Source organism: Pseudomonas sp. 3B-A001-10F (assembly GCF_056313565.1).
The window spans coordinates 113841-126641 of the sequence record NZ_JBQYFW010000015.1; the positions used below are offsets into that span (position 1 = coordinate 113841).

A 12801-nucleotide genomic window follows, 5' to 3' on the forward strand; every position below is an offset into this window, starting at 1 on the left:
TGTCTAACTACAAGCCGCCCGTTGCCTGAAAACTCACGCCTATCACCGTGAGCAGTGACAACGGCAACAACAGCGTATCAAGCAGCGCACTCGCCGGCAGATCCACCCCCGGATAGCTCGGCGCTTCAGCCCCGAACCGGTCCATCGCGCAGCACCCGCCATTCAGCGCATACAAATCCAGCCGCGTCCCGGAATACACCACCGGCGCCCCCGGTTTCGCTGCATCCAGCGTGCGCGCCGTCGCACACCCGGTCAGCAACAACACCAGGCCGATCGCGAGCAGCTTATTCATCGCTGCTCAGATGATGCTCACCCCAACGCGGCAGCATGTCCTGGGGAATGCCGAGCAGATTGAGAATCCGCGCCACAACGAAATCGATCAGGTCATCGATGGTCTGCGGCTGATGATAGAAACCCGGTGAGGCCGGCAGAATCGTCACACCCATGTTCGACAGCTTGAGCATGTGCTCCAGATGAATACTCGAATAGGGCGCTTCGCGCGGCACCAGAATCAATTGGCGACGCTCTTTCAAAGTGACGTCGGCGGCGCGTTCGATCAGGTTGTTGCAGGCGCCGGTGGCAATCGCCGACAACGTCCCGGTGGAACATGGCACCACGACCATCGCTGCCGGTGCGCCGGAGCCCGAAGCCACCGGCGACATCCAATCTTCCTTGCCGTACACGCGGATCTGCCCGGCGGCAGCTCCGGTGTATTCGGTCAGGAAGGCCTGCATCATTTGCGGCTTGGGCGGCAACGTCACATCGGTCTCGGTGGCCATCACCAGTTGCGCAGCCTTGGAGATCAGGAAGTGCACCTCGCGATCTTCCCGCACCAGGCAATCGAGCAGGCGCAAGCCGTATTGCGCGCCAGACGCGCCGGTCATCGCCAGCGTGATGCGTTCGGGGCCATTGCTCTCAAAACGAGTGTTCATTGCAGCGCCTCGGCGAGTTTGCCGTGCAGGCCGCCGAAGCCGCCGTTACTCATGATCACCACATGCGTGCCCGGCTGCGCCTGGCTCTTCACGCGCTCGATGATGCCTTCCAGCGAGTCGCTGACGATCGACGGCACGGTGCACAACGCGGCGGTGCCGGCCAGGTCCCAGCCGAGGTTGGCCGGGGCGTACCAGATCACCTGATCGGCATCGACCACGCTGTCCGGCAAACCATCACGGTGCGCGCCGAGTTTCATCGAGTTGGAGCGCGGTTCGATGATCGCGATAAGAGGCGCGTCGCCGATGCGTTTGCGCAGGCCGTCGAGGGTGGTGGCAATGGCAGTCGGGTGGTGGGCGAAGTCGTCATAGATGGTAATGCCGCGTACTTCAGCGACCTTCTCCATGCGGCGTTTGACGTTCTTGAACGCACTCAGGCCAGCGATGCCCATCGACGGCACCACACCCACATGACGCGCCGCCGCCAAAGCAGCCAAGGCGTTGGCGACGTTGTGCTGACCGGTCAGCTCCCACTCGACGGTGCCTTGCGACACGCCTTCGAACATCACTTCGAACGCCGAGCCGTCTTCGCTGAGCAGTTTGACCTGCCATTGGCCGCCGGCACCGGTGGTCTGCACCGGGGTCCAGCAACCCATTTCGATCACACGTTGCAAGGCCGGCTCGGTGGTCGGATGGATGACCAGACCTTCGCTTGGGATGGTGCGCACCAAGTGGTGGAATTGCCGCTCGATAGCTGGCAGATCCGGGAAGATGTCAGCGTGATCGAACTCAAGGTTATTGAGGATCGCTGTGCGCGGACGGTAGTGGACGAATTTCGAGCGCTTGTCGAAGAAGGCGCTGTCGTACTCGTCGGCCTCGATCACGAAAAACGGCGTACCGCCTAAACGCGCCGACACCGAGAAGTTCTGCGGCACGCCACCGATCAGGAAGCCCGGGCTCATGCCGGCGTGTTCCAGGACCCAGGCGAGCATGCTGCTGGTGGTGGTCTTGCCATGCGTACCGGCAACCGCCAATACCCAGCGACCTTGCAGCACATGGTCAGCCAGCCATTGCGGGCCGGACACGTACGGCAGACCTTTGTTCAGCACATATTCCACCGCCGGATTGCCGCGGGACATGGCGTTGCCGATTACCACCAGATCCGGTGCCGGATCAAGTTGCGCCGGGTCGTAGCCCTGCGTCAGTTGAATGCCCTGGGCTTCCAGCTGCGTGCTCATCGGCGGATAGACGTTGGCGTCGGAACCGGTCACGTGGTGGCCCAGCTCTTTGGCCAAGACTGCCATCGAGCCCATGAAAGTCCCGCAGATACCCAGAATATGAATGTGCATAGTCGACCTCGTAAAACATGGCCGCAGGTTAGCGTAGGGAGGGGGAAATCGCACTCTTTAGGTGAGGGGCGGGACTGGTTGGCCGCAGTATCTCGGTTCGGCTGCTAATTGTCGCCCCTCACCCCAGCCCTCTCCCGAGGGAGAGGGAGCCGATCTCGGTCGCTTTCAAATCCTGAGTTCGGCTCGATATTTCAGGTCGGCGTAAATCGCCAGAACACCTCGATCAGTCACCTTTCCCCTAGGGAGAGGGAGCCGATCTTGGTTGCCTTCAAATCCTGAGTTCGGCTCGATATTTCAGGTCGGCGTAAATCGCCAAAACACCTCGATCAGTCCCTTCTCCCTCTGGGACAGGGAGCCAATCTCGGTCGCTTTCAAATCCTGAGTTCGGCTCAATATTTCAGGTCGGCGTAAATCGCCAAAACACCTCGATCAGTCCCTTCTCCCTCTGGGACAGGGAGCCAATCTCGGTCGCTTTCAAATCCTGAGTTCGGCTCAATATTTCAGGTCGGCGTAGATCAGTAGACCGACTCGGTCAGTCCCCTCTCCCTCCGGGAGAGGGCTAGGGTGAGGGCCTTCTAACTGACCCGCCGCTCAATCCCATGCTTACGCAGCTTCCTGTAAAGAGTGTTGCGGCTGACACCCAGTTGCTGAGCCGTTTGGGTCATGTGCCAGCGGGTTTGCTCCAGCGTATTGAGCAGAGCCAACCGTTCGGCGTCTTCCAGCGGATGATAGGACTCCTTAACCGCTAATACTGTCGGACTCCCCTGCCGAATCATCACCGGCAAATCCTCAACCCCGACCCGCCCTTCATCACACAACGCCGCCAACGTGCGCAGCACATTGCGCAACTGCCGCACATTGCCCGGCCAATTAAATGCAAGCAAAGCCTGTCGCGCCGGCTCTTCGATCAGGATCGCTTCAGCGCCCGCCTCTTCAGCCAGCAGAAAATCCAGCAACTGCGATTTATCACTGCGCTCGCGCAAAGCCGGCAACGCCACTTCCAGGCCGTTGAGCCGATAATACAAATCCTCGCGGAAGCTGCCGTCCGCAACCCGATCCAGCAGATGGCGGTGGGTGGCGCTGATGATCCGCACGTTGACCGCTTCCGGCTCGCCGCCAATCGGTACCACCTGCCGATCCTCAAGCACCCGCAACAGCCGAGTCTGCAAGGCCAGTGGCATATCGCCGATTTCATCGAGGAACAACGTGCCGCCATCGGCCTGTTGCAACTTGCCACGCATGCCGTCCTTGCGCGCACCGGTGAAGCTGCCGCCGCGATAGCCGAACAGTTCGCTCTCGATCAGGCTCTCGGGAATGGCCGCGCAATTAAGGGCAACGAAAGCTTTGCTCGAGCGTTGACTGGCCTGATGCACGGCCTTGGCGAAGGCTTCTTTGCCGGAGCCGGTTTCGCCGTTGATCAACAGTGGTACGTCGCGCTCGAAGACGCGCAAGGCTTTTCGGAAGTCAGCCTGCAACGCCTCATCACCGAGACAGATACCCGACAAGCGCGGCGCCTCAGCCACTACCGGCGTCGATAGCATCGGTACAGGTTTGCGCGATTCCCCGCGCAACACAGCAAACAAATGTCGCCCGTCACAGGTGCGCAGTGGCCAACTGGCACTGGCATTGGCACTCGCGCGGCCAAGCAATTCATCCAGTGAACAATCGAAAAACGCCTCCACCGGTTTACCCAGCAAACCACCGCGAATATGCCCGAGCAAATTCAGTGCACTCTGATTCACCGCGCTGATCCGCCCTTCCCCGTCAAACGCCAACAAGCCTTCGCTGAACAACCCGACCGATTCGGCCTGCAGATGAAAACGCAACAACCATTGGTTATCGAAACAACGCAGGAAGTAGCAACTCTCGATCATCTTCGCCGAGAGGTTGACCAGCGCCATGGTGTGAAACTGGCTCTGCCGCGAGACATCGTGACGCGCTGAAGACACGTCGAGCACCGCCAACAGTTCACCGTGCGGGTCGAACACCGGGCTCGCCGAACAGGTCAGGCCGGTGTGACGGCCGCGGAAGTGTTCGTCCTGATGGATGGTCAGGGCCTGACGCTCGACCAAGCAGGTGCCGATGCCGTTGGTGCCTTCGCAGGCCTCGCTCCAGTCAGCACCAAGCCACAGCCCGGCGCGTTCGAAGATCTTGCGTTCGGCCGGCGCGGTGACGCAGTTGAGGATCACCCCGCGCGCGTCGGTCAGCAGCACCGCGTGGCCAGCGCCGGAGAGTTGTTGATGCAGGCTGCTCATTTCATTGCCGGCGATCTGCAGCACTTGTTGCAGGCGTTCGCGGCTTTCCAGTACGCGTCCGTGTTCAAGCACGGTCGGCGCCATGCTTAGCGCCGGGTCGAGGTGATAGTCCTCAAGACAGCGCAGCCATGAACGGGCAATCGACGGATCGGCGCCGGGCCCGTGCAGGTGCGGTTTGCCCTGGGTCACGGTGAGAACCTGTTGGGCATGGCGACTCAAATGATTGTCGTGCATTTCTTATTGTTCTCCCCGAGGCTCGACGGCCCAATGCTGAGGTGATGCCCAGCATCCTCCAGCCATCGACGCATTGCAATGCTGGCAAGACTGCCCGGTCACGCGCTGTGCCGAAAGCGGTACAAACTGTCACCCTGTCTGTACCGAAACCATCACAGGCGCCATCCACTCGTCCGACAAAAAACTCGCAACGCCTTGATTTACCTGCCCTGCACGGCAGTGGCCCGACCTTTGCTCTACGCTTATAGCAAGCGCACTTGCGCGTTTCTCTAATAAGTACAAAGCCAAGGAGAACATCATCATGCGTTACGCTCACCCCGGTACTGAAGGCGCCAAAGTCTCGTTCAAAGCCAAGTACGGTAACTACATCGGCGGCGAGTTCGTCGCGCCTGTCAAAGGTCAGTACTTCACCAACACCTCGCCAGTCAATGGCCAACCGATTGCCGAATTTCCCCGTTCCACTGCCGAAGACATCGACAAGGCACTGGACGCCGCCCACGCCGCTGCCGACGCGTGGGGCGCGACCTCCGTGCAGGCGCGCTCGCTGATCCTGCTGAAAATCGCCGACCGCATCGAACAGAATCTCGAACTGCTGGCGATCACCGAAACCTGGGACAACGGCAAAGCCATTCGCGAAACCCTCAACGCCGACATCCCGCTGGCCGCTGACCATTTCCGCTACTTCGCTGGCTGCCTGCGCGCCCAGGAAGGCAGCGCTGCCGAAATCGACGGCAACACCGTGGCCTATCACATTCACGAACCGCTGGGCGTGGTCGGCCAGATCATCCCGTGGAACTTCCCGATCCTGATGGCCGCGTGGAAACTCGCCCCGGCGCTGGCCGCTGGTAACTGCGTCGTCCTGAAACCGGCCGAGCAAACCCCGCTGGGCATCTGTGTACTAATGGAGTTGATCGGCGATCTGTTACCGCCGGGCGTGCTCAACGTGGTGCAAGGGTTCGGCAAAGAGGCCGGCGAAGCCCTGGCCACCAGCAAACGCATCGCCAAGATCGCGTTCACCGGCTCGACCCCGGTCGGTTCGCACATCATGAAGTGCGCTGCCGAGAACATCATTCCGTCCACCGTGGAACTGGGCGGCAAATCGCCGAACATCTTCTTCGAAGACATCATGCAGGCCGAACCGAGCTTCATCGAAAAAGCCGCTGAAGGTCTGGTGCTGGCGTTCTTCAACCAAGGCGAAGTGTGCACCTGCCCGTCGCGCGCACTCGTGCAAGAGTCGATCTACGACGAATTCATGCAAGCGGTGATGAAGAAAGTCAGCCAGATCAAACGTGGCGATCCGCTGGACACCGACACCATGGTCGGCGCGCAGGCGTCCGAGCAGCAATTCGACAAGATCCTCTCCTACCTGGAAATCGCCAAGGGCGAAGGTGCCGAGCTGCTGACCGGCGGCAAGGTGGAAAAACTCGAGGGCAGTCTCGCGACCGGCTATTACATCCAACCGACCCTGCTCAAGGGCACCAACAAAATGCGCGTGTTCCAGGAAGAAATCTTCGGCCCGGTGGTGAGCATCACCACCTTCAAGGACGAAGCCGAAGCCTTGGCGATCGCCAACGACACCGAGTTCGGCCTCGGCGCCGGTCTGTGGACTCGCGACATCAACCGCGCCTACCGCATGGGCCGCGCGATCAAGGCCGGTCGCGTGTGGACCAACTGCTACCACCTGTACCCGGCGCATGCCGCGTTTGGCGGGTACAAGAAGTCCGGCGTCGGCCGTGAAACCCACAAGATGATGCTCGATCACTATCAGCAGACGAAAAACCTGCTGGTGAGCTACGACATCAATCCGTTGGGCTTCTTCTAAACCTGCAGCACTGATCGTTCCCACGCTCTGCGTGGGAATGCCGCCCGGGACGCTCCGCGTCCCACCAAAGCCGAACGCAGAGCGTCCTTTGAGGCATCCCCACGCAGAGCGTGGGGACGATCATGCTACCCACCGGCAAAAAAAGCCGGGCCAATAAAACAATAAGAACGGTGAAACCTATGCCTAGCGAATCCCCGGCTGGCGCTCCGGCGACCGGCACCTCTGTCGACTATGAAAAAGTCGGATCGGATTACTTTCAACAACGCGAACTGAAAAAAGGTGCCGCCGGCTGGGTACTGCTAGTGGGTCTGGGCGTTGCCTACGTGATTTCCGGTGACTATGCCGGCTGGAACTTCGGCCTCGCTCAGGGTGGCTGGGGCGGCATGTTCCTGGCGACGCTGCTGATGGCCACCATGTACCTGTGCATGTGCTTTTCTCTGGCCGAATTGTCTTCGATGATCCCCACCGCCGGCGGTGGCTACGGTTTTGCCCGCAGTGCATTCGGGCCGTGGGGCGGGTTTCTCACCGGCACCGCAATTCTCATCGAATACGCCATTGCCCCTGCGGCTATCGCGGTGTTCATCGGAGCCTACTGCGAATCGCTGTTCGGCATCGGCGGCTGGATGATCTATCTGGCCTTCTACATCATTTTCATTGCCATCCACATATTCGGGGTCGGCGAAGCGCTCAAGCTGATGTTTGTCATCACCGCCGTCGCCGCGTTGGCACTGGGCGTGTTTCTGGTGGCCATGGTGCCGCACTTCGACGTCGCCAACCTGCTCGACATTCCTGTGACTGCCGCGGCGGGTGCCAGTCCGTTTCTGCCATTCGGCTATGTCGGCGTCTGGGCGGCGATTCCCTATGCGATCTGGTTCTTCCTTGCCGTTGAAGGCGTGCCGCTGGCTGCCGAGGAAACCAAGAACCCCAAACGTGATCTGCCGCGCGGCTTGATCGGCGCCATGTTGGTGCTGCTCATGTTTGCCCTGTTGATTCTGATCGTTGGCCCCGGCGGTGCGGGCGCCAACTCGCTGCTGACCTCCGGTAACCCGTTGGTCGAAGCGTTGAGCAAAGCCTATGGCAGCTCGACCTGGATGGGCAGTTTCGTCAACCTCGTGGGGCTGGCCGGACTGATCGCGAGTTTCTTCTCGATCATCTACGCGTACTCGCGGCAGATTTTCGCGCTGTCCCGGGCCGGCTACCTGCCACGCAAACTGTCCGAAACCAATAAAAGCAAGGCACCGGTCCTGGCGCTGGTGATTCCCGGCATCATCGGTTTCGGCCTGTCGCTGACCGGCCAGGGCGATCTGCTGATTCTGGTGGCGGTGTTCGGCGCAACCATTTCCTACGTGCTGATGATGGCCGCGCACATCACCTTGCGGATTCGCCGCCCCAAAATGGACCGGCCGTACCGCACACCGGGCGGCATCTTCACCTCCGGCGTGGCCTTGGTGCTGGCGTGCATCGCCGTGGTCGCGGGTTTCCTTGTCGATCCACGGGTGGTAATCGGTGCCGCCGTCATCTATGGAGTGTTAATTGCTTACTTTGCGTTCTACAGTCGACATCACTTGGTAGCAGGCACGCCGGAAGAAGAATTCGCGGCGATCCAGAAGGCTGAGCAAGCCTTGCACTGAGTGCCGACAATCCCGGCGCAGGCTCGGTCTGCGCCGTCACGGAGAATTGTGTATGGCCAGTTTCGCTCACACGGTCGGCGCCCAGACCTATCGCTTCGACAGCCTCAAGGACGTCATGGCCAAGGCCAGCCCGGCGCGTTCCGGGGACTTTCTTGCCGGCGTCGCCGCGCTCAACGACGGCGAGCGCGTGGCCGCGCAAATGGCGCTGGCCGACATCCCGCTCACGCACTTCCTGCAAGAGGCGCTGATTCCATACGAGTCCGATGAGGTCACCCGCCTGATCATCGACACCCACGACAAACAAGCCTTCGCCGTGGTCAGCCACCTCACCGTGGGTGGTTTCCGCGACTGGCTGCTCAGCGACGCCGCCGACGAAACCAGCCTGCGCGCCCTCGCCCCCGGCCTGACCCCGGAAATGGTCGCCGCCGTGTCGAAGATCATGCGCGTGCAGGATCTGGTGCTGGTGGCGCAAAAGATTCGTGTCGTCACCAAATTTCGCGGCACCCTCGGACTGCGCGGACGTTTGTCGACGCGCCTGCAACCCAATCATCCGACCGACGAACCGTCCGGCATCGCCGCGAGCATTCTCGACGGTCTGCTCTACGGCAACGGCGACGCGATGATCGGCATCAACCCGGCCACCGACAGCATCGCCTCGATCTGCGCGATGCTGGAAATGCTCGACGCGATCATCCAGCGCTACGATATCCCGACCCAAGCCTGCGTGCTGACCCACGTCACCACCTCCATCGAGGCGATCAACCGCGGCGTGCCGCTGGACCTCGTGTTCCAGTCGATTGCCGGCACCGAAGCGGCCAACGCCAGTTTCGGCATCAACCTGAATGTCTTGCAGGAAGGCTACGACGCCGGCCTGAGCCTGAATCGCGGCACCCTCGGGCAAAACCTGATGTATTTCGAAACCGGTCAGGGCAGCGCCCTGTCGGCCAACGCCCACCACGGTGTCGACCAACAGACCTGCGAAACCCGGGCCTACGCCGTGGCGCGACATTTCAAGCCGTTTCTGGTGAACACCGTCGTAGGATTTATCGGCCCGGAGTACCTGTACAACGGCAAACAGATCATCCGCGCCGGCCTCGAAGATCATTTCTGCGGCAAGTTGCTCGGCGTGCCGATGGGCTGCGACATCTGCTACACCAACCACGCCGAAGCCGATCAGGACGACATGGACACCCTGCTGACCCTCTTGGGTGTCGCCGGGATCAACTTCATCATGGGCATCCCCGGCTCCGACGACATCATGCTCAACTACCAGACCACCTCGTTCCACGACGCCCTCTACGCCCGCCAGACCCTGGGCCTGAAACCGGCGCCGGAGTTTGAGCAGTGGCTGGCGAACATGGGCATCTTCACCCAAGCGGACGGCAAGGTTCGCTTCGGTAACAACTTGCCGCCGGCCTTCCGCCAGGCGCTCGCGCAACTGGGATGAGTCGTATGGAAAAACCGCCCGTGGACCCGCAAAACCCTTGGCTGGAACTGCGCCGCCTGACCCCGGCACGGATCGCCCTTGGCCGCACTGGCACCAGTCTGCCGACCAACGCGCAACTGGATTTTCAGTTTGCCCATGCCCAGGCACGTGATGCCGTGCATCTGCCATTTGATCATGCCGGACTCAGTGCGCAATTGACTGAACGCGGACGCGAAAGCCTGCTGCTGCACAGCGCCGCTACGGATCGAAACAGTTATCTGCAACGCCCGGATCTGGGGCGCAAGCTCAGCGATGAATCGGCGCAGGCCTTGCGTGAATATGCTGAGGCGCATCCGGGTGGTGTCGATCTGGCGATTGTCGTGGCCGACGGCCTGTCGGCACTGGCGGTTCATCGACATACCCTGCCGTTTCTGACCCGACTGGAGGAGCAAATGAGCGCTGACGGCTGGTCGATGGCGCCCGTTATCCTGATGGAACAGGGTCGCGTTGCCGTCGGTGATGAAATCGGCCAATTGCTCGGTGCAAAAATGCTGGTGATGCTGATTGGCGAACGCCCGGGCCTCAGCTCACCGGACAGTCTCGGTTTATATTTCACCTACAATCCAAAAATCGGCCTGACCGACGCCTACCGCAACTGCATCTCCAATGTGCGGCTCGAAGGCTTGAGCTACGGCATGGCGGCGCATCGCTTGCTCTATTTGATGCGCGAAGCCTGTCGGCGGCAGCTGTCAGGGGTCAACCTGAAGGACGAAGCACAGGTTCAGACGCTGGAATCGGACGCCGGTGTAGACATGAAAGGTAATTTCCTACTCGATCCGCCCACAACCTGAACCGTTTCCGCATTGCGTTTCTGCGCCGGTTTCAGGCAGGATCGATGCACGGCCGCACGGGTTTCCCATCGCCGTCAGAGCAGTTGAAGACAGCCACTTGAAGACGAGACCTATCATGCGGATTATTCAAGCGACCCTCGAACATCTGGATTTGTTGACTCCGTTGTTCGTCAAATATCGCGAGTTCTACGGTTCCCTGCCTTACCCGGATTCCTCCCGTGCGTTCCTTGAAAAGCGTCTGCGCCGCAAGGAATCGGTGATCTACCTGGCGCTGGCTGACGATGACGACAAGAAGCTGATGGGCTTTTGTCAGCTCTATCCGAGCTTCTCTTCGCTGTCGCTCAAACGCGTGTGGATCCTCAACGACATCTATGTCGCCGAAGACGCGCGCCGGCAACTGGTCGCTGACAACCTGATCCGCACTGCGAAGAAAATGGCCAAGGAAACCCAAGCCGTGCGCATGCGTGTCTCCACCAGCAGCAACAATGAAGTCGCGCAGAAAACCTACGAGTCCATCGGGTTCAAGGAAGACACCGAGTTCAAGAACTACGTGTTGCCGATCAGCGAAGAGCTTTGACCGCGCATGCAGCCTGTGATGAGGGAGCCTGCTCCCTCAGCCACGTTAAATACATCCTGACAATTGCTCACACCCCGACATCCCCCGCTACAAAACCAACGCGCTTTTCATCCTTCAGACCGTATAATCCCGATCTTTCCGGCTTGTAAGAAAAACTACACCCCGCTGTAGGCTTACACGAAGTCATCCGCACAGGCCTGCCGAGTCGGGCCGCCATACAGGTGCCCCCATGGATTTCAACCCGCTCGACCTTATCCTGCATCTCGACGTCTATCTCGATTTGCTGGTGAACAACTATGGGCCATGGATCTACGCCATCCTGTTTCTGGTGATTTTCTGTGAAACCGGCCTAGTGGTGATGCCTTTCCTGCCGGGTGACTCGTTGCTGTTCATTGCCGGCGCCGTTGCCGCTGGCGGTGGTATGGATCCGGTGCTGCTGGGCGGTCTGCTGATGCTCGCGGCCATACTCGGTGACAGCACCAATTATGTGATCGGACGAACGGCCGGCGAGAAGCTGTTCAGCAACCCGAACTCGAAAATCTTCCGTCGCGATTACCTGCAGAAAACCCACGACTTCTACGACAAGCACGGTGGCAAGACCGTAACCCTGGCGCGCTTCCTGCCGATCATCCGTACCTTTGCCCCGTTCGTCGCCGGTGTGGCGAAGATGCCGTACGCACGTTTCTTCGGTTTCAGCGTACTGGGCACCATCCTCTGGGTCGGCGGTCTGGTCACGTTGGGCTATTTCTTCGGCAACGTACCGTTCATCAAGAAAAACCTGTCGTTGCTGGTGGTGGCGATCATTCTGCTGTCGCTGGTGCCGATGATTCTCGGCGTGGTTCGCAGCCGTTTCGGCGGCACCAAAGCCCAATCGCACTAAGCCGATGTGGTCGCTGAGCGCCTGGCGTCGCCGGCGCACTCTGGCAAAGCACCCGATTGCCGACGAGATGTGGCAACGGGTGCGCCATCACCTGAGCTTCCTTGACGGCATCAGCGCAGCCGAAGACCAGTGGCTGCGCGAAGCCTGCGTGCTATTCCTCGAAGACAAACACCTGAGCGCCCTGCCCGGCGTCGAACTGCATCAGGAACAACGCCTGTTGCTCGCCGCCCAGGCGCAGCTGCCGCTGCTCAATCTCGGCGATCTGAACTGGTATCAGGGTTTTCATGAAATCGTCCTCTACCCGGACGATTTCCTCAGCCCGCAACGTCATCGTGACGCCAGCGGTGTCGAGCATGAGTGGGACGGCGAGCACAGCGGCGAAGCCTGGCAGCAAGGGCCGATCATCCTTGCCTGGCCGGGTGTGATGGCCAGTGGTGGCTGGGAAGGCTACAACCTGGTGATCCACGAACTGGCGCACAAACTCGACATGCTCAACGGCGACGCCAATGGTCTGCCGCCGCTGCATGCCGACATGCGTGTCAGCGACTGGGCCGACGTCATGCAAAAGGCTTACGACGACCTCAACCGTCAGCTCGACCATGATCCTGACGCCGAAACCGCCATTGATCCCTACGCCGCCGAAAACCCCGCCGAGTTCTTTGCGGTCACCAGCGAGTACTTCTTCAGCGCCCCGGATCTGCTGCACGAGGCTTATCCACAGGTCTATGCGCAGTTGCAGCTTTTCTACCGGCAGGACCCGCTGGGCAGGTTGCGGCAACTTCAGGCCACAGACCCGGTCTATCAGGCGCACGACTAAGGTCTGCACGACTTTCGGTACATGGCGTCG

Annotated in this window: 11 protein-coding genes; 7 read left to right on the plus strand and 4 right to left on the minus strand. The window is 60.4% G+C overall.

What is annotated here, in order from left to right:
* Positions 1 to 7: 7 nt before the first annotated feature.
* The 4 genes from AC0ZWN_RS15955 to AC0ZWN_RS15970 all read right to left on the minus strand — a co-directional run bounded on the left by AC0ZWN_RS15955 (position 8) and on the right by AC0ZWN_RS15970 (position 4767).
* A complete protein-coding gene (locus AC0ZWN_RS15955; RefSeq protein ID WP_095048791.1) occupies positions 8 to 292 on the minus strand; it encodes a YceK/YidQ family lipoprotein in 285 nt (94 codons plus the stop codon).
* Positions 285 to 932 carry a flavin prenyltransferase UbiX gene (gene ubiX, locus AC0ZWN_RS15960; RefSeq protein WP_007909567.1) on the minus strand — a complete coding sequence of 216 codons (648 nt, stop codon included), beginning with the start codon at positions 930 to 932 and terminating at the stop codon, positions 285 to 287. The genes AC0ZWN_RS15955 and ubiX overlap by 8 nt, the downstream gene beginning before the upstream one ends.
* A complete protein-coding gene (mpl, locus tag AC0ZWN_RS15965; RefSeq protein ID WP_007909560.1) occupies positions 929 to 2278 on the minus strand; it encodes a UDP-N-acetylmuramate:L-alanyl-gamma-D-glutamyl-meso-diaminopimelate ligase in 1350 nt (449 codons plus the stop codon). Before mpl ends, ubiX begins: the two co-directional genes overlap by 4 nt.
* A 575-nt stretch (positions 2279 to 2853) precedes the next feature.
* The gene (locus tag AC0ZWN_RS15970) at positions 2854 to 4767 is read right to left on the minus strand and encodes a sigma-54-dependent Fis family transcriptional regulator (RefSeq protein ID WP_476335689.1); all 1914 of its coding nucleotides are present in this window, start codon (positions 4765 to 4767) and stop codon (positions 2854 to 2856) included.
* 301 nt (positions 4768 to 5068) lie between these two features.
* Between AC0ZWN_RS15970 and exaC the strand changes: the two genes are divergently transcribed.
* The 7 genes from exaC to AC0ZWN_RS16005 all read left to right on the plus strand — a co-directional run bounded on the left by exaC (position 5069) and on the right by AC0ZWN_RS16005 (position 12771).
* The gene (gene exaC, locus AC0ZWN_RS15975; protein WP_476335690.1) at positions 5069 to 6589 is read left to right on the plus strand and encodes an acetaldehyde dehydrogenase ExaC; all 1521 of its coding nucleotides are present in this window, start codon (positions 5069 to 5071) and stop codon (positions 6587 to 6589) included.
* A 179-nt stretch (positions 6590 to 6768) separates the two neighbouring features.
* Entirely contained in the window at positions 6769 to 8220 is a 1452-nt protein-coding gene (eat, locus tag AC0ZWN_RS15980; RefSeq protein WP_476335692.1) for an ethanolamine permease, read from the plus strand.
* Positions 8221 to 8272: 52 nt separating this feature from the next.
* Positions 8273 to 9667, plus strand: a complete 1395-nt coding sequence (locus AC0ZWN_RS15985) for an ethanolamine ammonia-lyase subunit EutB (RefSeq protein ID WP_064392162.1) — start codon at positions 8273 to 8275, stop codon at positions 9665 to 9667.
* Positions 9664 to 10497 carry an ethanolamine ammonia-lyase subunit EutC gene (gene eutC, locus AC0ZWN_RS15990; protein ID WP_476335693.1) on the plus strand — a complete coding sequence of 278 codons (834 nt, stop codon included), beginning with the start codon at positions 9664 to 9666 and terminating at the stop codon, positions 10495 to 10497. Before AC0ZWN_RS15985 ends, eutC begins: the two co-directional genes overlap by 4 nt.
* Before the next feature lie 115 nt (positions 10498 to 10612).
* The gene (locus AC0ZWN_RS15995) at positions 10613 to 11074 is read left to right on the plus strand and encodes a GNAT family N-acetyltransferase (RefSeq protein WP_007910890.1); all 462 of its coding nucleotides are present in this window, start codon (positions 10613 to 10615) and stop codon (positions 11072 to 11074) included.
* 229 nt (positions 11075 to 11303) lie between these two features.
* Positions 11304 to 11954, plus strand: coding sequence for a DedA family protein (locus AC0ZWN_RS16000; protein ID WP_034153744.1), 651 nt, complete (start codon positions 11304 to 11306; stop codon positions 11952 to 11954).
* Positions 11955 to 11958: 4 nt separating this feature from the next.
* A complete protein-coding gene (locus tag AC0ZWN_RS16005) occupies positions 11959 to 12771 on the plus strand; it encodes a M90 family metallopeptidase (RefSeq protein ID WP_449123740.1) in 813 nt (270 codons plus the stop codon).
* The last annotated feature ends 30 nt before the right edge of the window (positions 12772 to 12801 follow it).